Below are 26362 nucleotides of genomic sequence, written 5' to 3'. Positions count from 1 at the left end.
TACCTTGGTTCCGTTTTATTTTATCATTCTATCTGGAAACTTACTACAAAACTAAAAATTTTCTCGAAAATATTCAAAAATCTTTGAAAATCACAAACCTAAAAACTGTTTTTTTATGCTATCATTGGACACAAGAAGGAGGCGTAGTCAAACATGAAATTTTCTGAATATACTTACCAAAGACCTGACTATGAAAACTATCAACAAACGTTCTTAGATACAGTGGAACAGTTAAAACTAGCTAAAGATATCTCAGCTGCAAGAAAGGCGTTAAACACACTCAATGAACTTCGAGGAACCATCGATACTGCAATGAATCTTGCGAGTATTCGTTATTCCATCGATACGAATAACGCTTTCTATGAAGCAGAAGACACTTTTTGGAACGAGTACATGCCCCATTACTCTTCTTTAGATTTCCAATTTTATCAAGCCTTGCTGGATTCTCCTTTGCTGGATGAGTTGAAGAAGGAATATCCTGAAACACTTTTTCTATTTGCAGAAAGTCGTGTGAAGCTCTTTGATGAAGCGTTGATCCCTCTTTTCCAAAAAGAAAATCAACTAACTTCAGATTATGCCAAACTGGTAGCCTCAGCTCAAATCGAATTCCAAGAAAATACCTACACTTTATCCCAAATGTCACCATTTACACAGCATGTTGACCGTGAGATCCGTAAAGAAGCAGTGGAGAAAGTCAGTGGCTTCTTTGAACTAAACGAAGAAAAATTCGATCAGATCTATGACCAACTGGTGAAACTTAGACATGAGATCGCCGTCAAGCTAGGATTCAAAAATTATGTTGAATTTGCTGATGTACAGATGAATCGCTGGGACTATGATCGCCCCATGATTGAGACCTATCGAAAAGAAATCTTAGAAAAAGTCGTTCCTGTCGCTCAGAATTTGTATCAACGTCAGGCAGAGCGAAATGAGCTGGAAAGCCTTTCCTATCACGATCTAGCTCTTGTTTATCCAAATGGGAATGCTACACCAAAAGGCACACCTGAAGAGCTAGTCGAAGCTGCGCGCAAGATGTATCACGAATTGTCACCTGAAACCGGCACGTTCTTTGATTTCATGGCAGACAATGAACTGTTGGATCTTTTGAGTAAAAAAGGCAAACAATCTGGCGGTTACTGCACGTTTATTCAAGGCTATCAATCGCCATTTATTTTTGCAAATTTCAATGGGACTTCTCATGACGTAGATGTATTGACACATGAAGCAGGCCATGCGTTCCAATGTTTTGAATCACGGTGGATCAAGGAGCCTGAGATCGTCTTTCCAAACTATGAATCTTGTGAGATTCATTCGATGTCGATGGAATTCATCGCCTGGCCTTGGATGGAGAGTTTCTTTAAAGAACAGACAGCGAAATATAAATTCAATCACTTAGCTAGTGCTCTACAATTTTTACCTTATGGTGTCTTAGTTGATCACTTCCAGCAAGAAGTCTACGAGCATCCAGAATGGTTACCTGCAGAAAGAAAAGCCTGCTGGCGCGCGCTGGAAAAACAATATTGTCCAGAAAGAGATTACAGCCAATTTCCTGGGTTGGATCGCGGAATCTTCTGGTTCAGACAAGGTCACATCTTTGAATCTCCTTTCTATTATATTGATTATACATTGGCTCAAGTCTGCGCCTTCCAATTTTGGAAAAGAGTGATCGTCGATCAAGATCCTCAGGCATGGCAGGACTACCTGTCGATCTGTCAAGTGGGTGGAACAAAGACTTTTCTTGAAATCCTGTCTATCGGACAGCTGCAGTCTCCTTTTGCCGAAGGTGCTTTGGACGAGACGATCCAAGCAGTCGATGACTATTTGACACAAGTTCCTGAAAACAGTATTCAATAAGAAAAAAAATTAGCAGTCATAAAATGAGACTCATTTTATGACTGCTTTTTTCTGAACAAAAAAACTATCCCTTAAGTAAAACTCATTCAGGGATAGCTATTCACGGTATTTATCCATATAATGTTCAGTAACGATCATATTGACGATCGACATCAAAATTGCCACTAGTAGTGCTGCACCAAAGGGCGAAAAGCCAAAGTTTTGGGCACCGACAAAGCTTGAGGTGAATTGCAGCATTAGGGCATTAATAACAAAGCTAAAGAAACCAAGTGTCACTAATGTCAGTGGAAACGAAATGATGGTCAAGATCGGTTTGATCAACGCGTTCAGTACAGAAAGTACAAAACTCGCCAGTAATGCCATCAGGATGCTTCTCACATGAACCATTTGAGGAAGCAAGACCGACAGTGAGATAAAAGTCAGCATATTTACCAGCAATCGTTGAAAATATGTCACTAGAAATCACTCCAGTCGTCTTCATTCACCTTTTCGGCTTCTTTACGAGGACGGCTGTTTTTTTGTCGATAATCGTTGTTACGATTGTATTTATTATTGTGTCCATAATCGTTATTCTTCGGTGAACGATCTGTTGGGATCAAGATCGCCATGACAATATATAGGAAAACTGGTGAGCCGATCCCCACTAGTGTCGTAAAGACAAAAATGATACGAACGATCGTTGGATCAATGGCAAAATATTCTGCGACTCCAGCTAAAGTACCTGTGAATACAACATTGCTTCTAGATTTTGTTAATTTCTTTTTCATGATTTTCACCATCCTTTATGTGATTTGTTTCGTGATGCCAGAGAGGGAGCATTTTTTGCTCCACTTCTCTGTACTCACTCTTATTTTAACCTTTTGCTTCGGTATCTTTCAAATAAATATTTCCTGTTGTTGTAGAAAGATCAATTTGTGCTACATTGTCGGTGATCCGACGGAATTGTAGCAACTGATTCATTCTTTCTTTCTTTTGACGTACAATCTCGTATTCTGACAAACGACTGTTGATCGAGCCTAGGCTTGTTTTGGCTGTTCCTTCCAAGCCCAATGTTTCAGGTAGTGCCACCTTGACATTCCCATTGACTGAAGAAGCATTCAAACGACGTAGCGTGTCTTCTTTCAATGTCAGACGGACGTCCCCGTTCACTAATGAGATGCCGATATTTTGTGGAGTAGCAGCCATCGTTACACTACCATTCACGGTTTCAATGATTGAGTCAAGGATTGTTCCTGACTGTACGCGAATACTACCGTTCACACCTTCGATTTCTAGCATAGACGCGTCGATTTTTTCAATGTCAATACTTCCATTTGTAGATTTCGTATAGATATCTTTGACTTCCAACTCATTGATCAAAATATTACCGTTCAACAGTTTAACAGATACATGGTCATAGGTCCGTTTTGGCAAGTAGAAGACCAAGTCAGCACGTACACGTTTGTTAGGAATTTGGAAAGAGATGTGGTCGTTGTCCACATCGATTTGACTACGTTCTTCAAATGCTGCTTCCGGTGAGACAGCCTCCATTTTTCCATACAATTTGATTTTTGCTTCTACTTTAACCATCGATTCTTCCCAAAGATTGAACTGGACATTCCCATTCGCAACTTTTACATCCAAAATACTTGCTTCTGTTTCAGGGAATTCATAGGTCTTTTCAAATTTTTGAGTAGCTACACCAGGAACACGTAGATTTACGTCTTTCCATTCAACGTTTTCATTGACTGTCTCAGAAACTGTTTGGAAGGTTTTCTTCAGGAATTTTCCAAAGTGAGTTCCGGCCTCAGCCATCTTGTCTCCAACTTGATTCAATGTGTCTGTCGCTTGTTCCTTCCAATCGTCTGGAAGATCGATTTTTTGACTGAGCTGTTCTTTTTTCTTGTCCCATTGGTCACGGCGAATGTTTTTCAATTGTGCTTCCAGATTCACGCGTTCTTCGGTTAACTGATCCAAAGCGTTTTCTAACTCTTTGACCTCAGCTTCCAATTCCCTGCGTTCTTCCAGATCCTCTTCATCCAGACCATCCAATTCTTCTTTCGTATTCAATTCCATCAAGCTTTCCTGAGCTTCCTTCAGTTCAACTTGGATTCCTTGGATCTCAGCGTTTGCTTCGTCTAATTCTACAGAGGCTTGATTGGCTTCCGTTGCTAATTCATCTAAGATAGTTTCAAGATTTTCTCTGTCTTTTTTTTCTTTTTGACGTAAAGCTTCTTCTCCGTCAGAGAGATCTTTCTCTAAATCAAAATTTTCTATATCATCGATCCATTGGCTACGGTCTTCTTTTTTCTCTGCCGATACTTCGTCTGCTGCTTTTTGAATTTGTGACTCATCTTTCGCCTTGGCGATTCCTTCTAGCAAATCCAAGGCTTCTTCCGTCGAAAGCACACCTTTTTTAACTAAATCCAAAATACGTTCTCTTTCATTCATGGAAATTGCCTCCTTAAGCAAATTTATTTCTATGCAAGTTTTCCTTACACACATATTATGCCTTGTTTTAAGAAAAAAATCATAGGTCTTAAGTACCAACTTTGTATCAATCTTAAGCGCAATAAAAAGAGAACAAGACTTTTTGTCCTGTTCTCCTCATTTTTTCTACAAAGTTTCGTCACGATTAGAGCTCAACTCGCTGATTTTACCAGTTGCCAGATAGACGATCCATTCGCAGATATTTGTTACATAATCTCCAATACGTTCCAAGTATTGAGCGACGCTTAGATAATCAGTCCCGCTAATCACTGTCTCAGGATTTTCTTTCATTGCTTTGATCGTATTGTAGTAAATGTTTTCGTAGTACTCATTGACACGTACATCCATTTTTGCAATCAGTTTTGCATCTTTTTGATCTGTTTTTACATAGGCGACTAAAACATTATCCACCATTTTTTTCACATAGTCTGACATATCCGAAATTTCTTTTTCAATCTCAGCGATTCGAACTTGCCCTTTGACACGGATCGTTGATTTAGCGATCGAAACGGCATGGTCACCCATACGCTCTAAATCAGAACTGGCTTTCATCACAGTAATGATCCGACGTAAATCGGTTGTTACCGGTTGCTGCAAGGCGATCATCTCAAAACTTTTTTTCTCCAGCTGGATCTCTAAGTCATTGACCCACTCGTCACGGTCGATCACTAGCTGAGCAAGTTCTTTATCGTGTTTGATATATGCAGTGACAGATTTGTGGATTACTTTACTCACCATCATGCCCATTTCATAGAACTGATTGTGCAAATTCAATAAATCTTCTTCAAATTGTGAACGCAACATATTAACGCCTCCTGCTTTCTTAAAATTAAAAAGTTGTTGTTTATCCAAATCTACCAGAAATATAGTCTTCTGTCTCTTTTTTACTAGGATTTAAGAAAATTTTCTTCGTGTCATCGTACTCGATCATATCTCCTGTCAGGAAGAAGGCTGTCTTGTCGGAAATACGGGAAGCCTGTGACATATTGTGTGTCACAATAATCATCGTGTATTTTTCTTTTAATTCCAACAAGGTATTTTCGATTTTTCCCGAAGAGATCGGATCTAGCGCACTTGTTGGTTCATCCAGCAAGATGATCTCAGGATTGACGGCCAATACACGAGCGATACAAACACGTTGCTGCTGTCCACCTGACAATGAAAGAGCACTTTCATGTAGTTTGTCTTTGACATCATCCCAAGCAGAAGCAGCTTTCAAGCTTTCTTCCACCACTTGGTCAAAAACTTGCTTGTTTGTTTCACCTTTCAATTTTAATCCATAAATAATATTTTCATAGATTGAAAAAGGGAAAGGATTCGGTTGTTGGAAAACCATACCGACTTCTTTACGTAATTGCACAATATCTGTTTTTGGACTGTAAATATCTTTACCTTTATAGGTTATATTTCCTGTGATCGTTACTCCAGGAATCAAATCGTTCATACGATTCAAGCAACGCAAAAAGGTCGATTTCCCACATCCTGAAGGACCGATCAAGGCAGTGATCTCTCCTTGATTGATCGACATATCGATACCATTTAATGCTTCTTTTTTACCATAATATAAATGTAGATCCTTGGCAGAAATAATTTCTTGTCCCATTGTTTTGCCTCCGTTTCCCACTAGCCAAAGTGTCCTGATACATAATCTTCTGTTGCTTGGATTTTCGGACGTGTGAAGATTTTTGTTGTTTCATCATACTCGATCGCGTGTCCTAAATAAAAGAAACCTGTATAGTCACTGATACGGGCTGCCTGTTGCATATTATGGGTTACAATAACAATTGAGTAATCTTCTTTCAAATTGATCAGTGTCTCTTCTACTTTTCCGGTCGAAATTGGATCTAACGCACTTGCTGGTTCATCTAGCAGTAGAATATCTGGTTTCATGGCGATCGCTCGCGCAATACACAAACGCTGCTGTTGCCCACCTGAGAGCGCCAAAGCACTCTTGTGAAGAGAATCCTTCACTTGATCCCACAACGCCGCTTGCTTCAAGCTTGTTTCAACGATCTCATCCAATTTCTTTTTATCCTTTTCACCGTGACGCTTCAAAGCAAAGGTAATGTTTTCGTAAATAGACTTACTAAAAGGATTTGGTCGTTGGAAAACCATACCGATCCGTTTTCTCATTTCGAAAACATCCACATCAGGAGAATTGACATCCACTCCTTTGTACATGATCTTCCCAGTGATTTTTGTATTGGCAATGCCATCATTCATTCGATTTAAAGAACGTAGGTAAGTTGACTTCCCACATCCTGAAGGACCAATCAAGGCAGTGATCTTGTTTTTTTCAAATTTAAGGTCTACTCCTTTGATCGCTTCATTGGTGCCGTAAAAGACATGCAGATCATCGGTATGTAAAATAACCTCTTTGTCCTGCATCGTGATAATATTGCGGTTATCTAAACTGTATTCTTTCATTATGATTCTCCTTACGCTGAAGTCATTTTCTTGTGGAGCCTCTTACCTAAAGCACGTGCGCCAAAATTGAACACAAGTACGGCAATGATCAAGACGGCAGAAGCACCGGCAGAAACGGCAACACCATCCGGCATGTTTCCTTCTGTATTGATCTTCCAAATATGAACTGCTAATGTCTCCGCTTGACGAAAAAGACCGATTGGACTGGATGCACTGAAAGGATTCCAATTAGTGAAATCCAAAGCTGGTGCACTTTGTCCAGCAGTAAAGATCAGTGCAGCTGCTTCTCCGAAAATACGACCGGAGCTTAGAATAACCCCCGTCAAAATACCTGGTGTAGCTTCAGGAACCACTACTTTGTTGACTGTTTCCCAACGTGATAACCCTAATGCTAGACCCGCTTCACGCTGTGTATAATGCACCGCACGCAAGGATTCTTCTACATTTCTTGTCAGAAGCGGCAAGTTAAAGAGCGTTAGCGCCAAAGCACCCGAAATGATCGAGAAGCCATATTCAAACTGAATAACAAAAATCAAGAAACCGAATAGACCCACAACCACCGATGGTAAAGAGCTCAAGATCTCGATCGATGTCCGAATAACATCGGTCACCCAGTTCTTTTTCGCGTATTCAGAAAGGTAGATTCCTGCTCCTAGCGAGATCGGAAAACTAATGATCATTGTAACCAACAGCAAGTAGAATGAGTTGAACAACTGGATCCCGATTCCCCCACCTACTTGGTAGGCTTTGGAAGGCTGTGTCAAAAATTCCCACGAAATATGTGGCACTCCACGAACTAAGATAAAAGATAGCAACGAAGCAAGAATCAATACAATGACTCCCGCGACTGCATACAAGACTCCAGTAGCGATTTTATCTGCACGTTTTGCATTCATTATTTCAGTTCTCCTTTCTTACCGATAATGCGGATCAAAATGTTAAATACTAATGACATCAGCAAGAGAATTAATGCTAATGACCATAAAACGTTATTTTCAAGGGTACCCATGATCGTATTCCCGATACCCATCGTTAAGATAGAGGTCAGGGTGGAAGCCGGTGTCACTAAACTTGAAGGAATCAATGCTGCATTCCCGATAACCATTTGGATCGCTAAGGCTTCACCAAAGGCACGAGCCATACCAAAAACCACAGAGGTCAAAATACCAGGAACAGCGGCACGAAGGACTACTTTGTAAATCGTTTGCCAACGGGTTGCTCCTAAAGCTAGAGAAGCTTCACGATAATGACGGGGGACTGCCTTTAACGCATCAACAGTCATTGTTGTAACTGTTGGCAGAATCATAACAAATAGGACAAAGGTCCCAGCTAGAATACCAAAACCTGTTCCTCCAAAAATTGAACGAACGAATGGTACGAGTACTGTCAAACCAATAAACCCATAAACAACTGAAGGAATTCCTACAAGTAACTCGATAACAGGCTGTAAAATCTTCTGCCCTTGTTTAGGCGAGATCTCTACCATAAAAACAGCGGCACCAATCGCAAAAGGCGTAGCAATGATTGCTGATAGGAAGGTGACGACAAATGAACCTATGATCATTGGCAAGGCACCCACCATTGGCTGCCCATCTGATCCGATCTGACTCGGGTTCCAGCTGGTTCCAAATAAAAAGTCAAAAATATTTACTTTATCTACAAAGAAAGTAGCCAGTCCTTTACTTGCCACAAAATAGAAGATCGAGACAACGACCAGCACAATCAAGGCAATACAGAAAAAGCTGATCATACGTCCGCGCTGCTCCATCTTGGCACGTTTTGATTTTTTTGTTAACACTTCTTTCAAATTTTCCACGAGGGTTCCTCCTCAAACAAACTAAATTTTCATTCTTACTCAGTGTACAGTTTGAACGTCAATTTTATTTTAACGTTCTGTAAAGGTTTAGCAAAGTTTGTAAAATTTGTGTAAATCGCTATACAATTATCGTCAGATTGCTTTTTATTAAACAAAAAAATAGATACAGCAAGGTAGCATGTATCTATTTTACTGATTTATTCATTCAGATAAGTGACATTTCCTTCCCAATCCCGCTCGACTTGCATTTGAGAAACCGGAATGTAACCCAATTTGCCAACGATCTCATTCTGTACTTCATCAGATAACATGTAGTCTAAGAATTCTTTTGTTAATGACTCGGGTTCTCCTTTTGTATACATATGCTCGTAAGACCAAATGATCCAATCGTTGGTCGCCACATTTTCATCTGTCGGTTCAACGCCGTCAATAGATAAGCTAGCAACCTCGTCGGTAACGTAGGAGAATGCTACATAGCTGATTGCTCCAGGAGTATCTCCAACGATTTGACGTACCATACCACTGGAATCTTGTTCTTGAGCACGCATGGAGATCTCACCATCTAATACCCATTGCTCAAAAGTTCCTCGCGTACCACTGCCAGAAGCTCGGTTCAACAAGACGATTTCTTGATCGGCACCACCAATTTCACTCCAGTTAGTGATCTCACCAAGAAAAATCTTTTTCAGATCTTCCAGAGAGATATTTTCCACACCTACTCCTTTGTTGACGATCGGTGTGATACCTACTGTAGCTACCCGATGATCGACCAAAGCTGCTGCATCGATCCCACTCTTCTCTTCGGCAAACAAATCCGAGTTGCCAATCTCAACAGCACCCGATTGTACTTGGCTCAGTCCAGTCCCGCTTCCTCCACCTTGCACATTAATAAATTTCCCAGGATGTTCGGTTTGATAGAGTTCTGCTGCGGTTTCCACTAATGGCTGCAAAGCAGAAGAACCTACGGCAGTGATCGACTCTCCGCGATCGATCCAGTTTGCACAACCAGTTAAAAGGAACACTGCGATCATTACTGGAAATAGCATTTTTCTTTTCTTCATCTCTGATAACTCCTCATTTATAAAATAATCTTTTAAGACTTCATCACCTTTATTTTACCATTTTATGAAAATCTTGGAAAACACTTCTTTACAAAAATGAGGTAATTCTTTTTTCTAAGTGAGAAATGACTATTTACAGTTGATTTTGTTTACACTTTACTGCGAGAAAATCTTGCTTCAAGTCGGCCGAGGAACCGAAGTGATCCTATAGTCTCACTTCTTTTAAAGTATTAAAATTTCTGAAAAACGAAATTTTAGTTTGATTGAAATGCCGCATACCATCCCACTAGTTTAGAACTTCCTAGAGCTAGTTCGCGTTACAGTAATCAAATTTTCAAAGTACAAAAATTTGAATCTTATTCTCACTACGCATACTATCCTACTAGCTTGGAGTTCCTAGCAAGTAGGACTGGCATTCTTTCAAGCTTCAGCATCTACAGAATATACCGATGCTTTCATCAAAAAAAACTTTGGAAATCTGCCGATTCGACAAATCTTCCAAAGCTTTTCATTTATTCTTAGATTTTTAAGAAACGTCTCATTGAGATGATCGATCCTAAAGAACCAATCAACATTCCAATTCCTACTATTAAGATAGAAATTTGAATCGAAAACATTTCCGGTGTCAGCAAGCTGTAGTTTGAGCGTAACAGCACTGGATTAGTGATCTGATAGAATTCTCTGTAGCCAAACAGCATCAGTACCACGGGAATAATAGCTCCTAATAATCCGATCCAGCCACCTTCCAAGAAGAACGGCCAACGAATGTAGCCATTTTTTGCTCCTACAAGTCGCATGATCTGAATCTCACGTTCACGAGAAAGGATCGTGATCCGAATCGTGTTTGAGATCAAGAACATCGCAACTAAAAGCAATAATCCTGAACCAATTAATCCCCACGTGCGCACACCTTGTGCAATCCCGAAGATACGGTCAGACAAGTCTTCTCCATAGCTTGCTTTGTGCACATATTTCGTTAGCTTTTCAGCTTCTTCAGTAATTCCTTTGACATATTGTGGCTCTGTCGCACTAACAACAAAGACATCCAGAAGTGGGTTGTCTTGGTCGAACAAGCCCCATACTTCACCATAAGATTCCTGAATTCGTTTCAATTCATCGTCTTGACTGGAAAAAGTGACTGATTGTACATGATCAATAGCATTCAATTCATCTTCCAGTTCTTGCTTTCCTTCCTCATCCGTACCATAAGCAACGAATACAGAAACATCTACGTTGTCTTCCATATCCTGTGCCAATTTGACAGTATTCAGGATAACGACAAGGAAAACACCTAGTAAAGTTAGAGTGATCGCGACTGCACTAATAGAAGAAATCGTCATCCAGCCATTACGACGCAAGCTCTTTAAACTTTCCATGATATGTCGAAAAAAAGTTCTAATCATCGTAGCCATACTCCCCTTCTACTTGATCTCGAATGATTCGTCCGTTTTCGATCGCAATAACCCGATGACGAATCGTATTAACGATCGTGCTGTTGTGTGTAGCCATCACGATCGTTGTACCCTGCGCATTGATCCGATCCAAAAGCTTCATGATCTCCCATGAGTTTTCCGGATCCAGATTTCCTGTTGGTTCATCGGCAATCAGGACTTTAGGTGTATTGACGATCGCACGAGCGATGGATACACGCTGTTGTTCCCCACCAGACAATTCACTAGGAAAAACACGGACTTTGTGTTTCAAACCAACTAAATCCAAAACTTCCATGACACGTTTTTTGATTTCTCTTGGTTTACGACCAATAACCTGCATCGCATACGCAACATTTTCATACACAGTTTTCTTTGACAATAACTTATAATCCTGGAAAACTACACCAATTTCTCTGCGCATCAGGGGTACTTCGCGGTTTTTGATTTTTGTTAAATCATAGCCGGCAATATTCAATACACCTTTTGTCGCTTTTTCTTCTCGATACATTAATTTGATAAAGGTAGATTTTCCTGCGCCGGAAGGTCCAACGACATACACAAATTCTCCTTGATTAATAGAAACCGAAAGATTACGGATAGCTGTGGTACCATTCGAGTACTTTTTCATTACATCTTGCATCTCAATCATGGCTATCTCTCCAATCACTTTTATTCATACCGACACATTATAGCATGCCTATGTTGCAACTCCCTTTCAGTAAGTTACATTTTCATTTCAATTAAATAACTTTTAAGAATTATTTATTGAAGCTTGGATTTTAAGAACGCATCAATAAATCCGTCCAAGTCGCCATCCATCACAGCCTGTACATTCCCAGTCTCAAAATTTGTCCGATGATCTTTGACCATTGAATATGGATGGAATACATAAGAACGAATTTGCGAGCCCCAGCCGATTTCCAATTGTTCACCACGCAAAGCTGCCGCTTCCTGTTCCTGCTTCTCAACTTCTAGCTGATACAATTTTGCCTTCAACATCCCCATCGCCTGTTCTCGGTTCTTCAATTGTGAACGTTGCGCCTGACTGGCCACGACTGTTCCAGTTGGCAAGTGAGTGATCCGAACAGCGGATTCGGTCTTGTTAATATGCTGTCCTCCGGCTCCACTGGCACGGTACGTATCGATCTTCAGATCATCTGAATTGATCTCTACTTCGATCGTTCCATCCAACTCTGGCATGACGTCTACAGAACAAAAGGACGTATGACGACGTTTCGCCGAGTCAAATGGTGAAATACGAACCAAACGATGTACCCCTTTTTCAGACTTTAAATAACCATAAACATTGTGTCCCTTGATCAACAAGGTCACACTTTTGATCCCCGCTTCATCGCCAGATTGATAATCCATGATTTCTACCTGATAACGGTGTTGTTCTGCCCAACGCGTATACATTCGTAAAAGCATACTGCCCCAGTCTTGTGATTCTGTTCCACCCGCACCCGGATGCAATTCAACGATTGCATTGTTTTGATCATAAGGACCATCCAAAAGCATCGCCAACTCATAGGCGGTCAATTCTTCGGTCAGCTTTTGGATATCTTCAGCCATTTCTGCTTCCATCTCAGGATCAGGTTCTTCCTGAAGCATCTCTAACATCACTTCTAATTCTTCGACACCACTTGCCAAGTGATTGAACTGATCGTAGGTCTCTTTTTTGGCATTGTTGGCATTGATTAGTTTCTGGGCTTCTTCGGCGTTGTCCCAAAAACCGGGATCCGCCATTTGATGCTCTGCTTCAGCAATATCTTCCTCTAATTGATCGAGGTCAAAGAGACCCCCTAAAGCTGATGATTTTTTCTTGCATTTCTTCTAATTGATTCCGAATTTCGGCAATTTCCATGTTGTTTCCTTCTTTCTTTATTTGGTCGGAGCTAAGCTGTTACTTTCTTCGATCCTTTTTCCGTTACTTCAAAGAAAGAGGACTGGACAATTTGCATGACCAGCCCTCCAATACCCAATAAATCGTCTTTCTTTGATATAACATTTTTTGCTCAATTATTCAATGGTTACATATTTTTTCCATGACAATTTTTAAATTTCTTACCACTTCCACAAGGGCAAGGTTCATTCCGTCCTACTTTTTTGACTTGGACAGGACGTTTTTCAGCAGAATTCGTTTCGGCTGATTCTGGTTGTTCAGCTTCTCCTTGTGCCACTTGTTCACGTTGAACATTTTGACGAATTTCAGCCTTCATGAAGAGACGTGTCACATCGTATTCAATCGCTCCAACCATGTTTTCGAACATCGTGTAGCCTTCTGTTTGATATTCAACCAATGGATTGTTTTGTCCATACGCACGTAAGCCAATCGACTGACGCAGTTGATCCATCGCATCGATATGATCGGTCCACTTGGTATCAACTACTCGCAAAATCACAACTTTTTGGAATTCAAGTAATTGTTCTGAACTGTTCAATTGTTCAACTTTTTCATCGAATTTTTCCTGTGCTCGTCCCAATAGATAATCTTTGACTTCTTGTGGTGTCTTACCTTCAAGATCTTTCACAGAGATCGAATCTTCATGAACCAACACACTTCCAGCAAAATCAACGATTCCTTCAAGATTCAATTGATTTTCTTCTAATTGTGTATGGCCGTCGACTGCACGGTCGATCGTACGTTTGACCATACCTAGCAAGGCATCCGTCAAAGAACTTTCTTCCATGATCACTTGTTGACGTTGGCCATAGATCACTTCACGCTGTTCACGCATCACATCATCATATTGCAAGACGTTTTTACGTGTATCGTAGTTGTTTCCTTCCACACGTTTTTGAGCAGATTCGACTTGTCTTGAGAACATTCGACTTTGGATAACAGAATCTTCTTCATCCACATTCAAACGATCTAAGAAGACTTTGATTCGATCTGAACCAAATCGTTTCATCAAGTCATCTTCCAAAGAAAGATAGAATTGAGAAACACCTGGGTCTCCTTGACGTCCGGAACGTCCACGTAGCTGATTATCGATACGACGTGATTCATGACGCTCTGTACCAATCACGGCCAAACCACCAAGCTCAGAGACACCTAAGCCCAGCTTGATATCAGTCCCACGACCAGCCATATTCGTTGCAATCGTAACTGCCCCTTTTTGACCAGCATTCAAGATGATTTCAGCTTCTTTAAAGTGATTTTTAGCATTTAGCACTTCATGAGGCACGCGTTCTTTTGTCAACATGTTTGACAGTAATTCAGAGGTTTCAACCGCTACTGTACCAACCAATACTGGTTGTCCTTTGCGATGACGTTCTTTGATATCCTGTACAACAGCTACAAATTTACTTTGAAGTGTTGGATACAACAAATCTGCACGGTCATCACGGACTACAGGTTGGTTCGTTGGAATTTGGAAGACCTGCATATTATAGATCTCACGAAATTCTTCTTCCTCAGTCTTAGCTGTACCAGTCATTCCGGCCAGTTTTTTATACATACGGAAGAAATTCTGGAAAGTGATCGTTGCCATTGTTTTTGTTTCGTCTTCGATTTCTACGCCTTCTTTGGCTTCGATCGCTTGATGAAGGCCATCTGAATAACGACGACCATCCATGATACGACCTGTAAACTGGTCGACAATCATGACTTTATTTTCTTGGACTACGTAGTCGATATCACGAATCATGATATAGTTCGCACGTAATGACTGATCTAAATGGTGGGTCAGGGCAGTATTTGAAATGTCGTACAAGTTGTCTAAACCAAATGTCTCTTCTGCTTTTTCAATTCCGCTCTCAGTCAAACTGATGGTTTTAGACTGCACATCGATTTTATAATCTTCTTCATTTTTTAAACGCTTGATGAAGTTATCTGCTCGGATATACAAGGCAGTCGATTTTTCTGCTTGTCCTGAAATAATTAAAGGTGTTCTAGCTTCATCGATCAAAATCGAGTCTACCTCATCGACGATCCCATAGTTTAATGGGCGTTGAACCATTTGATGACGGTACACAACCATATTGTCACGTAAATAATCAAAACCTAATTCATTATTTGTACTATAGGTAATGTCACAGGCATAGGCTGCACGTTTTTCTTCTGAAGATTTCGAGTTGACGTTCAAACCAACTGTCAAACCTAAGAAATTATACAGTTCACCCATTTCTGTCGAGTCACGAGTTGCCAGATATTCATTGACTGTGACTACGTGAACTCCTTTTCCGGTGATTGCATTTAGATAGACCGGCATCGTCGCTGTCAACGTTTTCCCTTCACCGGTACGCATCTCAGGAATATTACCGTCGTGAAGGACGATTCCGCCCATAAGCTGTACGTGATATGGAAACAGACCAAGTACACGTTTCGCCGCTTCACGAACAACAGCAAACGCTTCTGTCAACAGCTCATCTAGCGTTTCTCCATTTTGATAACGCTGGCGGAATTCATCCGTCTTCGCACGCAGTTCTTCGTCTGATAGTGCGCTCATTTGATCAGCCAAGACCTCGATCTTGTCTGCCATTTGATCCAAGCGTTTTAGTTCTTTTTTATCATTTTCAATCAGTGTCTTAAAAAAGTTGGCCATCCTTTTATGATTCTCCTTTTAAACGTTGTTCCACTTCCTCTAGGAAAGTCTCCAATACATTTTATCACTTGTTTCCATTGATTGCTACTTTTTCCGTCAATTCTGAACAAGGCTTTTGTAACTTTCAAGTAAATGCGCTTTTTTTGTCTATTTACAGCACAAAAAATCCAGGTGCTTTTACACCTGGATTTTTCGAAAAGTTGGTTAATCTGTTTCAATCAAACCGTATTTGCCGTCTTTTCGACTATAGACGATGCTTGTTCCATTGGTTTCTGCATCTTCGAAGATAAAGAAATTATGACCCAGCATGTTCATTTGCAATACAGCTTCTTCACTGTCCATTGGTTTTAATGAAAGACGTTTTGTACGAACGATTTCTAGTTCTGAACCATTGTCTTCTACATCTTCACCATTTGCAAAAATTGCTGCTGCATTCACATCAGGTAAAGCTGTTTCTCGGGATTTTCGATTGATTTTTGTTTTAAACTTGCGGATCTGTCTTTCCAATTTATCGACAACCAAATCAATACTTGCATACAAATCTGGTGAAGTTTCTTCTGCGCGTAATACAAGATATGGAAGTGGAATAGTCACTTCTACTTTAGCCGTTTTTTCTGTATAAACTTTCAAGTTCACGTGCGCTGTTGCATCAGGCGCATCACTGAAATAACGTTCTAATTTACCTACTTTTTTCTCCACGTAATCTCGGATTGCTGCAGTCACTTCAATATTTTCTCCGCGTACATTGTATCTAAACATAACAATTGCCCCTTTCATCTACCAATTAAAGAAGAACCAGGACCACTCTGCTCTTCTTCTTATATTCATTATATCGAACTTTAGCATAAATGCAAAAGAAATCGGTATCAAATCTTGAAATTCTTTTATCTTGCTAGAGACAAACTACTGATAGAACACGGCTTATAGCATAACAATAATTCTGCTGCATGAAACAAAGTTCTACCCGTAGTGTAAACATCATCGACTAAAAGAATATCTTTTCCTTTGATTTTTTCAACTTCCGAGGTCACTTGAAAAGGTTGCTGGGAAGCCAGGCGTTCTTTTCGGTTTTTTTCAGACTGAGGCGTTGTATCGCTCTTTTTTATCAGTAAAGAAGTGACAGAAATATCCGCTGCTTCCAAAAAAGCAGTCACTTGATTGAAGCCGCGGCTGGCATATCTTTCTTCGGATAACGGAATTGGGCAGACTAAGAATTGCTTATTTTTGAAGAACGCTCTTAATTCAGGGGTAAAGGTCGTTCTTAATTGATAATCTCCTAAAAATTTATATTGATGGATCCACTCTTGAAAGCCTTCATCATACTGAAAAAAAGCCTGATGAGAAAAAGCGTAATCAGGATACAGTCGCTGCCAGCGCTGGCACTCTTCACAAATTTGTTGGCTTCCGGTCTTACAGCAAGTCGGACAACATATTTTGGGGATTCGAGTAAATTTTTCGTCACATTGCTGACAACGCTGTTCTTTGATCAAAAATGGAAAGAGAATCTCTTTAACCGTTAAATTTCGAATAATTTCTTTCTGACAAAAATTACAATTCATTGGTTCGCCACCTTTGTGCTAATTGGTTCATTTCCTTGATTTCTTGACAAGCCTTGCGAATGTCCTTTGTTTGTTGATTAAAGAAAAAAAGCACCCGTCCATGATTGTATGCACCTTTTCGGTCTACCCGTCCAGCAATCTGAACCAAAGCAGATTTGGAATAGACAGGATGATTTGCCCCCATCACGATGACCGATACCTTCTCAAAAGTCACACCTCTTTCAAGGATCGTTGTTGTGAATAAAATCTGGTATTGCTGTTCTCGCATCTTTTCGACTTTGCTCTCACGCTCTTCATCTTGCGAAGAAACACACGCAGTTTGATCTTCAGGAAAAAATCCTTTGATTCGCTGATAAAGTTTTTGCATATACTCGATACTAGGACAAAAAACTAAAACGGCATTGTCTTTGACAAGCTGTCGCAAGTAACGTAGAAATTTTCTCAACTTCCAACGATTCTGATAACAAGTCCACCAATTTTCATAAAAAAGCAGCTCGGGAACGATCAGTGGTCGTTGATGGAAGCGAATCGGAAGTTTAACAATAGTAAAGGTCTCTCGAAGCTCCCTTAAAAGTTTGATGGGTGGCGTAGCTGTCAGATAAATATAATTTCCCCTTGGCTTGATTGCCTGTTTGACAGCAAAGTGCAGCTGAGGATCTCCTTCATAGGGAAAAGCATCGATCTCATCGACGATCAGCAAATCAAACGCCTGATAAAAATACATCATTTGATGGGTCGTACAAACCGTTAACGAACAATAGCGATAGCTTTCTTCTGAATCCCCATATAACAAAAGAACCTCTTCTTTGGGAAACACTGCCTTGATCCTAGGGTGCAGTTCCCGACATACATCAATTCTCGGGGAACAAACAGCCACACGCCCCCCCTCTTCCAAAACCTGTTTGATGATTGGAAAGATCATTTCTGTTTTTCCAGAGCCAGTGACAGCCCAGATCATCGCATGTCTTTGGTTTTCAACACATTCCATTACTTGATTAGAAACATCCTGCTGAGGTGCTGTCAATCGTCCCTCCCAACTAAAAGTAATATTCCTTGGTTGTTTTTCTTCTTCGTTCTCGGAGACCAGTAGATCCTCGGTAGTGATTCGACCAAATCGAAGACATGCTGAACAATAGTAACTACCATTCGGCAACAGACATTCCTCTTGTCCAACAATCGTGCCACAGCGTTGACAGCGATCGGTGACTGCTGGACGAATCGTCAGCCTTCGGTCAAACTTCGTAGCCTCCGTTCGAGAAAAGATTTGTTGACGTCCTCTGAATTCCATATTAATTCCCCTTTCATTTATAAATTCGTAAAAAAGAGGGATTTTTTTCATACAAAAAAATTTTTAACAAAATAACCAATTCAGTTATAAATCATATCCAACTTACATAAAGTAACTCGCTAAGTAAAAAGTGAGGTGATATGTATGACTGATTTATTAAAAATTTTGAGAAATTTCTACAGCAAACACGAAGACAATATTGACTTGCTCCTTGATCTATTGGATACATTCGTAACTATTGTAGAAATTTTTTCACCAGAATGGAGATTCACAAAAAAATTACAATACGCTAAATTGACACTTGAATTCATCCATCAAACGATCAAAGGGATGATTCATTTATCTTCTAAATAATCCTTACCAAGTATGCTATTCCTGTTTTTGAGACAAAAAAAGAGCCCTTGTTAACGAATTGTCGTTAACGAGAGTTCTATTTCAGGAATAATTCTCTGCTTTTAATGAAAAAAGAGAAGTCTTTTTCGACTCCTCTGGTCACTTTCTTATTCACCAATCAGCTTCAGTGCATGTGCTAAAACTTTTTCGCCGTTCATCAACCCATAATCAGCCATGTTGATGACATCCAAGGGAATTCCCTTTGGTGCTAAACGTTTTTCAAAATCAGCCTTCATAAAACGTACTTGCGGTCCTAATAGCAGAACATTTACATCCTTATCTGCTAACCTTGCATCTGCTTCTGATGCAGAAACAGCAAAAATATCCGTATCTAAACCCTGATGTTCAGCAGCTGTTTGCATTTTTGTTACTAAAAGACTGGTGCTCATTCCAGCCGAACATACAAGCATGATGGTTTTTTTTGACATTCACAATCTCCCCTAACCTACTTTATCTTTATCTAAAACTGTACTCTTCATTATAATTCAATCATAACCGTTGTCAACGCTTCCTACAAAGGTTCTTTAATCTCTGCTCAACCAATTGGATTTCAGTAGTGGACGGAAAACAACATACTCTTTTTCCAGATTGACATACACGACTTCATAGTTGGCATTGATCCAGGCATACGCCCCTTTTTCAGGATGACGGTAATCATTGGCCCACCAATCAATCGATGTGCGCGCCGTTCTAGGCAAACCATTCGCCGGGAACAAGAGCTCATCAAATTGTGTAAAGGTCAATGTTATTTGGGAGCCGCCATTATTTCTAAGATATGCTGTGATAACATCATATTTTTTTCTACGTTCTGCCATCGCCCGTACCCCCTTTTATCTATTATTGCGCTTTCATAAACAAATTGCAAGAGGAGAAGCCATTTGAAATTTTCTCTTTTTTTACCTATACTGAAGGAAAAGGAGGTTGTCTTAAATGATCGATACCTATTTGACGATTAAAGAAGATGGACAAGCAGAAATCGAAATAAAGAAATCGCGTTTCATCTGTTTTTTTAAACGGATAACTTCTGAAGAGGAAGCCAAAGCCTTTATTCAAGTAATCAAAAAAGAACATTGGAAAGCCAATCATAACTGTAATGCCTTTGTTCTTGGAGACAAAAATGAGATCCAGCGCTCCAGCGATGATGGTGAACCTAGCGGAACCGCGGGAGTGCCGATGCTAGAAGTCCTGAAAAAAAATGACTTGAGAAATGTTGTTGCCGTTGTTACCCGTTATTTTGGTGGCACGAAACTAGGAGCTGGCGGATTGATCCGTGCCTATTCCAGCGCAGTTTCCCATGCTTTGAATGAGATAGGGATCGTCGAAGGAAAACGGCAGAAAGAGATTTTCGTCACGATCGAATACCCACTTTTAGGTAAATTGCAACACTATCTTGAACAAAACAATTTCTTTGTAAAAGATACACAATTTTTGGAAAAAATCACTTTGTGTGTCATGGTCCAAGAAGAAGCCACCTTCAAAGAGGCTGTGACGGATTTATTGAATGGTCAGGTAGTCTTTGAGGATGGTGAGTACTCTTACGTTGAACAACTAATCGAAAGCAAAGAAGCTGCGACCTAAGCAGATTAACAATAAAATATCCGTACAAATAAAAGATTGGTTCACGTCGCAAATTCACTAGTTTTAGTGACCATCTGTCCTACTTTGTTCGGATATTTTTGTTTTTTTTACTTATGTCGCCTTCTCTTTATTTTTCCAAGAAAAATTCAAAACGATTCCCCACATACTGACTGCGTACATATTCAAAGGGGGTCTCATCCTCAAAAAATGAGACTTGTCGCATTCTCAAAATCGCCTCTCCTTTTTTGATCTCCAAGTAGTCGGCAATTTTTTCAGAAGCCACCATTGCTGAGATCGTTTGATTCGCGCCCCCTATTTTACGGTCACCTTTTTTTTCAAAGGTTCGATACAACGACGAGGTGATTTCAGCCTTGCTAAATTCTTTGATCAGCTTTTCCGGGATACTGGCTACTTCAAAACAAATAGGAATACCATCTGCCAAACGAATACGCTCCATCCGTAAAATCAAGTCTTCTTTCGTCAACTGCAATCTTTCCATTTCACTAGAGCTTGGAGAGGTAAAAAAGTAGGAGACTGCCCGACTTGACGGTTCACGCCCCTGAGAAAGCATGATTTCTGTAAAACTGGTTGTACCCGTCATTTTTTCTTGAACTTTTCTGCGAGCGACATAGGTTCCTGAACCAATTTTTCTTTCTAGGATTCCTTCGTCTGCCAATGTTTGAATCGCCTGTCTAAGGGTCATCCGACTTACTCCAAACTGAACAGACAGTTCTCTTTCTGAAGGCAGACGATCGCCAATTTGCCAATGGTGCGCTTCGATTTTTTCTTTGATTGCATCGTGAATCTGAATATAAACAGGTAGTGTATCTGCCATCTTCTTCATCCTTCCTTGTCTTTTCTCTATTATATGCGGTATATACCGCCAAATTCAAATAAAATTTTCGATTAGACCAAAGAAAAATAACTTCTGACACTATAATGTAAGTGTAGAAGTTATTTCCTTTGTTGAATATTGATAGATCAATGATTTTTTACACGCCATTTAATGGTATGCTTTGTTGGACGAGCTTCAGAAATCTTTAGACCAGTTTTTTGGACATTCACTACAACATCTTTCTTTGCAATGTCATAAATATGTTCGGCTGCGTCTGTGATTTTTTCTTTCAAATTAAATTTTAACTTCATAGAAAACACTCCTTTTCTCTTAGGGTAACGTAAAACTCATTTTTCTTCAAATAAAAAAACACGCCTCTAACTAGACGTGTTTAAAAAACTGGGGTAGCTGGATTCGAACCAACGCATGAGGGAGTCAAAGTCCCTTGCCTTACCGCTTGGCTATACCCCAATGGTGGAGGAGAGTGGATTCGAACCACTGAACCCGAAGGAACGGATTTACAGTCCGTCGCGTTTAGCCACTTCGCTACTCCTCCAAAAGGTCTCGTAAAAAACCTGACCAATTCATAATACAAGATTATTTAATTTTTTGCAATAGTTATTTTTAACTTTTTTAGATCTTACAGAAATTATTCATGTAAATTCCAATGACGAATGATTGCTTCGATCGCCAAGTCTAACGTCTTGCTAGCGCCAATTTCTTCACTACCCATAAAGCTATGGAATTCTTTCGGTCCATAAGCCAAAACTTCTCCAATTTTTTTCTTGCCAATAGAAAGCTCCGTCACTTCATAAGTGGAACCACTAATCTGTCTTTTTGTTTCTTCTAAACGCACTTCGATATCTTTGTTTTTTTTCACAATTTTCACCTCGTTCTTCATTTTATCATAATTTTGTTTATTTCCTAGTAGAAGCTGTTATTCTTTGTGCATTTTTTTAGAAGCACGCTAAAAAAACAGTTCCCTAAAAAAGAGAACTATTTCCATTTTATTGATTTGTCAGCACTGCACTGGTTACTAGATAGCCTGCATCTGTCAGTGTTTGCTTGATTGTTTCTACTTCTTGAGACTCTACTTGAATCTCAATGATCGTTACAGCTTCCACTCGATTGACAACGATCGTTGCAATACTGAGATCTTTGTCTGCCAAAACTTTTGCGATACTAGCTAAAATCCCTTTAGAGTCTTCAGATAGCTGGATCGTTACCCGTGTGCCTCCGCTGTTGTATCCAGTAATTTTTAGAAAAGCATCAAAAATGTCATTATTGGTAATGATCCCTTTTAACTCTTCATTTTCAATCACTGGCAAGACCCCAATATTTTTTTTACGCATCATTGAGATCGCATCCTCCAGTAAAGCATCTGGAGCAATCGTTGCAAGGTCTGTGATCATCACGTCTTTTACAACGGTTTTGTTCAATAAATAGTTGACTTCATAAACACTTAAACTCGTTACTTTTGATGGCATTGCTTCCTGAATGATCCCCTCAGTAATCAGACCCACCAGTTGATTGTTTGCCAGCACCGGCAAACGATGGATGTCGTGCTTTTTCATCAAGTCTACTGCATCAAAAATCGGTGTTTCTGGCGTTACTGTTACTAACTCTGTGGTCATAAAATCGCTAACACTCATTCTTTACCCTCCTAAATAGGCTTTCTTGACAGCTTCACTGGACAGTAATTCTTTCCCTGTTCCTTCAAGAACTACTTTACCTGTTTCCAGTACGTAGCCACGATCCGCGATCGATAAAGCCATGTGTGCATTTTGTTCGATCAATAGTACCGTTGTCCCCTGCTTTTGAATTTCCTCGATAATTGAAAAAATCTCGCGAATAAAAATCGGAGCCAGCCCCATAGACGGCTCATCCAATAACAACAATTTAGGTTTAGACATCAACGCTCGTCCCATCGCCAACATTTGTTGCTCACCACCAGACAATGTGGCAGCATCTTGACTGATTCTTTCTTTTAAAACAGGAAATTTTTCAAAAACTTGTTCATAGTCTTCTTTTACCTGATTGTCTTTTCGTAAAAAAGCACCCATCTCCAAATTTTCCAGAACAGTTAGTCCTGGGAAAACATGGCGTCCCTCTGGCACCTGCGATAATCCTGAAGCAACGATTTTTTGAGGTGCTTCTTTTTTGATCGAACGTTCTTCAAACTGGATCTCTCCTGCAGCTGGACGAATCAAACCTGAGATTGTTCGTAGGATAGTTGTCTTGCCAGCACCATTTGCGCCGATCAGTGAGACGATCTCTCCTTGATTCACTTGAAAGGAAACGTCATGGACCGCCTGGATCATGCCGTAACGTACTGATAAATTCTCAACCGTCAACATTAGATTTCCCCTCCTAAATAAGCCTCGATCACTCGTGGATCATTCTTGATTTTCTCTGGATCACCATCTGCGATCACCTGACCATATTCTAACACATAGATGCGTTCGCATACATCCATGACCAGGCTCATATCATGTTCGATCAAAACGATCGTCAAGCCAAAATCTTTTTGAATCTGACGGATCAGTTTGGTCAAATCTGCTGTTTCCTGAGGATTCATCCCTGCTGCCGGTTCATCTAAGAACAAGATTTTTGGATCAGTCGCCAATGCGCGAACAATCTCTAAACGACGTTGCTGTCCATATGGCAAATTTTTCGCTAAAGTATCTACTTTGTCTTCCAAGTTAAAAATTGACAATAGCTCTCTAACTCTTTGACGCAGTTTTTCTTCTGTACGGTAGAACTTAGGCAAACGAAGTACGCTGCTCAGAAAACCTTCTGGATTTTTTGAATTCATTGCAATCAGTACGTTGTCCATCACCGTCAAGTCTTTGAACAAACGAATGTTTTGGAAGGTACGTGACAATCCCAAATCGGCAATCTTATAGGGCTTCATACCATTCAATCGTTGTTCATTCCCATCAAGGTCTAAAAGTACATCACCTTCACTGGGTTCGTACACACCCGTCAGTAAATTGAATAAGGTCGTCTTTCCGGCACCATTTGGTCCGATCAAACCGACCAATTCATTTTCCTCCAAAACGATATTTACGTGAGAAACTGCTGCGAGACCGCCGAAGTTTTTAGTCAAATCATTAATTGTTAACAGAGGCATCCGAATCATCCTCCTTTTTAGAAAATTTGTCAAAAATACGTTTCACTGAAAATTCCCAAGTGCCTAATAAACCACTTGGCTTGAAGATCATAATACCAATAATCGCCAAAGCATAAATAATCATACGCAGGTTACCAAAATCTTGCAGGTACATATTCAAGAAACCTAGAACGATCGCTGAAACGATGGCTCCTGTCGTACTTCCAATACCGCCGAAAACGACAATGATCAGAATATCGATTGATTTCATAAATCCATAGTCCTGAGGAAAAACAGATTGTTGGTAGCTGGCATACAAGGTTCCGGCAACACTCGCCAGTACAGCACCCATTACAAAAGCTGTTACCTTATATTTCGTTGTGTCGACACCCATAGATTCTGCAGCGATTTCGTCTTCACGAACAGACAAGGTTGCTCGCCCGCCACCACTATGGATAAAATTCGAAACGATCAGCACCGAAAGAACCATCATGATGAAGATCACCTGCCAGTTACTGAATTGAGGCAAACCAAAAATTCCAGCTGGACCGTTCGTCAACCCTCTCAGATTAATTATTAAAATACGAATGATCTCAGAAATCCCTAAAGTAGCAATCGCCAGATAATCCCCTTTTAATCGCAAGGTTGGAATACCCACTGCTAAAGCTACTGCTCCTGACACAAGCATCCCTACTAACAGACCTGTTAAAAAACCACCAAAAGTCGGATTGTCTCTCGTAAGAATCGCTGCCGTGTAAGCTCCAATCGCCATAAAACCGGCATGACCAAGTGAGAACTGTCCAGAAAAACCAATAATCAAGTTCAAACCAACTGCCAAAATAATGTTGATCCCTATATTTGCAATAATGCTGTCAGTAAACAAATTGATGAAACCACCATTGTAAAGAACGAATAAACCAATATAGATGACAGCCGCAATCGCTAACCAAGTTAGATTGTATTTTAAATTCTTTTTCATTGCTGACACCTACACTTTCTCTTTGACATATTTTCCAAGGATTCCGGCTGGACGAACCAACAAGATAACGATCAGCACGGCGTAAACCAGTGCATCCTTGTAATCAGAAAAACCTAATGCCGTAGACATTGTTTCGATCAGACCGATCACAAAGCCACCTAATGCAGCGCCTGGAATGATTCCGATCCCGCCAAGAACAGCAGCGACGAATGATTTCAAGCCTGGTGCTACCCCCATCATTGGATTGATCGAATTATAGTATAAACCGATCAACATCCCTCCGGCAGCCGCCAAAGCAGAACCTAAGGCAAAGGTAAAGGAGATTGTCCGATTGACATTGATTCCCATCAATTGAGCAGCATCTGCATCAACACTCACAGCACGCATCGCTTTTCCCATGCGCGTCTTTTGAACGATCAACTGTAACAGAATCATCAAGGTCACAGAAACCGTCAGAATCAAGATTTGAATATTACTGATCGAGACAAAACCAATTGAAAAGCTTTGTCTAGCGATAGCTTGTGGAAACGGACGAGTGTCTGGTGAAAAGAAATAGATCATCACGTTTTGGAAAAAGAAAGAGACACCGATCGCTGTAATCAAAGCTGCGATCCGGGTTGACTTTCTCAAAGGACGATAAGCTAAAAATTCAACGACCACACCCAAAAGTGCACTCAATGCCATCGAAATGATCATAGCTACAAAAAAACCAATGCCGTTAGTTAAAAACCCCCATGTACTAAAGGTGTTCAGTAGAAAATAACCAATGAAACTACCTATCATATAAATTTCTCCATGGGCAAAATTAATAAGTTTTATAATTCCATATACCATGGTGTATCCTAATGCCATGAGCGCATAGATACTTCCAAGGAATAATCCATTAATCAATTGCTGGATCATAATTTCCATTTTTATCACATCCAATTACTTCATTTTAATTTTCAAAAAATCTTTTTAAAAACTTTTGTATTACTTGTTCGCTGTATTACTCTTAAAGTAATCATTTCA

At 40.1% G+C, this 26362-nt stretch carries 29 protein-coding genes and 2 tRNA genes; 3 read left to right on the top strand and 28 right to left on the bottom strand.

The genetic code is table 11. The features are described 5' to 3' along the window. Window positions 1–153 precede the first annotated feature (153 nt). A complete protein-coding gene (locus ACWODM_RS10745; RefSeq protein WP_455321376.1) occupies window positions 154–1854 on the top strand; it encodes a M3 family oligoendopeptidase in 1701 nt (566 codons plus the stop codon). Between the two features lie 96 nt (window positions 1855–1950). Here the strand turns inward: ACWODM_RS10745 and ACWODM_RS10740 are convergent, their stop codons facing one another. The 16 genes from ACWODM_RS10740 to ACWODM_RS10665 all read right to left on the bottom strand — a co-directional run bounded on the left by ACWODM_RS10740 (window position 1951) and on the right by ACWODM_RS10665 (window position 18454). Next, window positions 1951–2310 carry a phage holin family protein gene (locus tag ACWODM_RS10740; RefSeq protein WP_455321375.1) on the bottom strand — a complete coding sequence of 120 codons (360 nt, stop codon included), beginning with the start codon at window positions 2308–2310 and terminating at the stop codon, window positions 1951–1953. Then, a complete protein-coding gene (locus ACWODM_RS10735) occupies window positions 2310–2621 on the bottom strand; it encodes a PspC domain-containing protein (RefSeq protein WP_455321374.1) in 312 nt (103 codons plus the stop codon). The genes ACWODM_RS10740 and ACWODM_RS10735 overlap by 1 nt, the downstream gene beginning before the upstream one ends. Before the next feature lie 85 nt (window positions 2622–2706). Continuing rightward, a complete protein-coding gene (liaX, locus tag ACWODM_RS10730) occupies window positions 2707–4284 on the bottom strand; it encodes a daptomycin-sensing surface protein LiaX (RefSeq protein WP_455321373.1) in 1578 nt (525 codons plus the stop codon). 165 nt (window positions 4285–4449) lie between these two features. Beyond that, entirely contained in the window at window positions 4450–5127 is a 678-nt protein-coding gene (gene phoU, locus ACWODM_RS10725) for a phosphate signaling complex protein PhoU (RefSeq protein ID WP_455321372.1), read from the bottom strand. Window positions 5128–5167: 40 nt separating this feature from the next. Next, window positions 5168–5926 (bottom strand): phosphate ABC transporter ATP-binding protein PstB, encoded by a 759-nt coding sequence (pstB, locus tag ACWODM_RS10720; RefSeq protein ID WP_455321371.1) that lies wholly within the window; start codon window positions 5924–5926, stop codon window positions 5168–5170. A gap of 20 nt (window positions 5927–5946) precedes the next feature. Continuing rightward, window positions 5947–6750 carry a phosphate ABC transporter ATP-binding protein PstB gene (gene pstB, locus ACWODM_RS10715; RefSeq protein WP_455321370.1) on the bottom strand — a complete coding sequence of 268 codons (804 nt, stop codon included), beginning with the start codon at window positions 6748–6750 and terminating at the stop codon, window positions 5947–5949. A gap of 11 nt (window positions 6751–6761) precedes the next feature. Next, window positions 6762–7646: a phosphate ABC transporter permease PstA gene (gene pstA / locus ACWODM_RS10710; RefSeq protein WP_455321369.1), complete on the bottom strand. Its 885-nt coding sequence runs from the start codon at window positions 7644–7646 to the stop codon at window positions 6762–6764. Next, on the bottom strand, window positions 7646–8566 hold the full coding sequence (gene pstC, locus ACWODM_RS10705; RefSeq protein ID WP_455321368.1) for a phosphate ABC transporter permease subunit PstC: 921 nt from the start codon (window positions 8564–8566) through the stop codon (window positions 7646–7648). Before pstC ends, pstA begins: the two co-directional genes overlap by 1 nt. A 197-nt stretch (window positions 8567–8763) precedes the next feature. Then, complete coding sequence (locus ACWODM_RS10700) at window positions 8764–9627, bottom strand: phosphate ABC transporter substrate-binding protein PstS (RefSeq protein WP_455321367.1); 864 nt, start codon at window positions 9625–9627, stop codon at window positions 8764–8766. Between the two features lie 518 nt (window positions 9628–10145). Then, window positions 10146–11030, bottom strand: coding sequence for a permease-like cell division protein FtsX (ftsX, locus tag ACWODM_RS10695; protein ID WP_455321366.1), 885 nt, complete (start codon window positions 11028–11030; stop codon window positions 10146–10148). Further along, complete coding sequence (ftsE, locus tag ACWODM_RS10690; RefSeq protein ID WP_455321365.1) at window positions 11023–11709, bottom strand: cell division ATP-binding protein FtsE; 687 nt, start codon at window positions 11707–11709, stop codon at window positions 11023–11025. Before ftsE ends, ftsX begins: the two co-directional genes overlap by 8 nt. Window positions 11710–11822: 113 nt before the next feature. Then, a protein-coding gene (gene prfB / locus ACWODM_RS10685) for a peptide chain release factor 2 (RefSeq protein ID WP_455321364.1) occupies window positions 11823–12924 on the bottom strand; the annotation gives its coding sequence in 2 pieces (ribosomal slippage) (window positions 11823–12851 and window positions 12853–12924; 1101 coding nt in all). 166 nt (window positions 12925–13090) lie between these two features. After that, window positions 13091–15607: a preprotein translocase subunit SecA gene (secA, locus tag ACWODM_RS10680; protein ID WP_455321363.1), complete on the bottom strand. Its 2517-nt coding sequence runs from the start codon at window positions 15605–15607 to the stop codon at window positions 13091–13093. Between the two features lie 204 nt (window positions 15608–15811). Beyond that, window positions 15812–16366: a ribosome hibernation-promoting factor, HPF/YfiA family gene (gene hpf / locus ACWODM_RS10675; protein ID WP_455321362.1), complete on the bottom strand. Its 555-nt coding sequence runs from the start codon at window positions 16364–16366 to the stop codon at window positions 15812–15814. A 125-nt stretch (window positions 16367–16491) separates the two neighbouring features. After that, on the bottom strand, window positions 16492–17166 hold the full coding sequence (locus ACWODM_RS10670) for a ComF family protein (protein ID WP_455321361.1): 675 nt from the start codon (window positions 17164–17166) through the stop codon (window positions 16492–16494). After that, a complete protein-coding gene (locus tag ACWODM_RS10665) occupies window positions 17156–18454 on the bottom strand; it encodes a DEAD/DEAH box helicase (RefSeq protein WP_455321360.1) in 1299 nt (432 codons plus the stop codon). The genes ACWODM_RS10670 and ACWODM_RS10665 overlap by 11 nt, the downstream gene beginning before the upstream one ends. Before the next feature lie 144 nt (window positions 18455–18598). Between ACWODM_RS10665 and ACWODM_RS10660 the strand changes: the two genes are divergently transcribed. Beyond that, complete coding sequence (locus ACWODM_RS10660) at window positions 18599–18808, top strand: hypothetical protein (RefSeq protein ID WP_455321359.1); 210 nt, start codon at window positions 18599–18601, stop codon at window positions 18806–18808. Window positions 18809–18954: 146 nt separating this feature from the next. Here the strand turns inward: ACWODM_RS10660 and ACWODM_RS10655 are convergent, their stop codons facing one another. Continuing rightward, window positions 18955–19275 (bottom strand): PTS sugar transporter subunit IIB, encoded by a 321-nt coding sequence (locus ACWODM_RS10655; protein WP_455321358.1) that lies wholly within the window; start codon window positions 19273–19275, stop codon window positions 18955–18957. Between the two features lie 96 nt (window positions 19276–19371). After that, a complete protein-coding gene (locus ACWODM_RS10650; protein WP_455321357.1) occupies window positions 19372–19662 on the bottom strand; it encodes a DUF7662 domain-containing protein in 291 nt (96 codons plus the stop codon). Between the two features lie 115 nt (window positions 19663–19777). Here ACWODM_RS10650 and ACWODM_RS10645 point away from each other — a divergent pair, with 115 nt between their 5' ends. Then, complete coding sequence (locus ACWODM_RS10645) at window positions 19778–20425, top strand: YigZ family protein (protein ID WP_455321356.1); 648 nt, start codon at window positions 19778–19780, stop codon at window positions 20423–20425. A gap of 127 nt (window positions 20426–20552) precedes the next feature. On the opposite strand, the gene ACWODM_RS10640 is transcribed toward ACWODM_RS10645, so the two are convergent. From ACWODM_RS10640 to ACWODM_RS10595, 10 genes are all read right to left on the bottom strand, one after another. Continuing rightward, window positions 20553–21260, bottom strand: a complete 708-nt coding sequence (locus tag ACWODM_RS10640) for a GntR family transcriptional regulator (RefSeq protein ID WP_455321355.1) — start codon at window positions 21258–21260, stop codon at window positions 20553–20555. Window positions 21261–21406: 146 nt separating this feature from the next. Then, window positions 21407–21571, bottom strand: a complete 165-nt coding sequence (locus tag ACWODM_RS10635; RefSeq protein WP_455321354.1) for a hypothetical protein — start codon at window positions 21569–21571, stop codon at window positions 21407–21409. An 88-nt stretch (window positions 21572–21659) separates the two neighbouring features. After that, window positions 21660–21731 (bottom strand) — tRNA-Gln (locus ACWODM_RS10630). Between the two features lies 1 nt (window position 21732). After that, window positions 21733–21816 (bottom strand) — tRNA-Tyr (locus ACWODM_RS10625). 93 nt (window positions 21817–21909) lie between these two features. Then, on the bottom strand, window positions 21910–22161 hold the full coding sequence (locus ACWODM_RS10620; protein ID WP_455321353.1) for a DUF2969 domain-containing protein: 252 nt from the start codon (window positions 22159–22161) through the stop codon (window positions 21910–21912). Window positions 22162–22267: 106 nt separating this feature from the next. Then, on the bottom strand, window positions 22268–22912 hold the full coding sequence (locus ACWODM_RS10615) for a CBS domain-containing protein (protein WP_455321352.1): 645 nt from the start codon (window positions 22910–22912) through the stop codon (window positions 22268–22270). Window positions 22913–22915: 3 nt separating this feature from the next. Further along, window positions 22916–23617 (bottom strand): ABC transporter ATP-binding protein, encoded by a 702-nt coding sequence (locus ACWODM_RS10610; RefSeq protein WP_455321351.1) that lies wholly within the window; start codon window positions 23615–23617, stop codon window positions 22916–22918. Continuing rightward, complete coding sequence (locus ACWODM_RS10605; RefSeq protein WP_455321350.1) at window positions 23617–24393, bottom strand: ABC transporter ATP-binding protein; 777 nt, start codon at window positions 24391–24393, stop codon at window positions 23617–23619. The genes ACWODM_RS10610 and ACWODM_RS10605 overlap by 1 nt, the downstream gene beginning before the upstream one ends. Next, window positions 24374–25351 carry a branched-chain amino acid ABC transporter permease gene (locus ACWODM_RS10600; RefSeq protein WP_455321349.1) on the bottom strand — a complete coding sequence of 326 codons (978 nt, stop codon included), beginning with the start codon at window positions 25349–25351 and terminating at the stop codon, window positions 24374–24376. Before ACWODM_RS10600 ends, ACWODM_RS10605 begins: the two co-directional genes overlap by 20 nt. Window positions 25352–25360: 9 nt before the next feature. After that, window positions 25361–26263, bottom strand: a complete 903-nt coding sequence (locus tag ACWODM_RS10595) for a branched-chain amino acid ABC transporter permease (protein WP_455321348.1) — start codon at window positions 26261–26263, stop codon at window positions 25361–25363. Between the last annotated feature and the right edge of the window lie 99 nt (window positions 26264–26362).

It is taken from the genome of Enterococcus olivae (genome assembly GCF_053760925.1).
The sequence above is the reverse complement of the archived record's forward strand: the minus strand, read 5'-3'. Positions and strand labels throughout refer to the sequence as shown.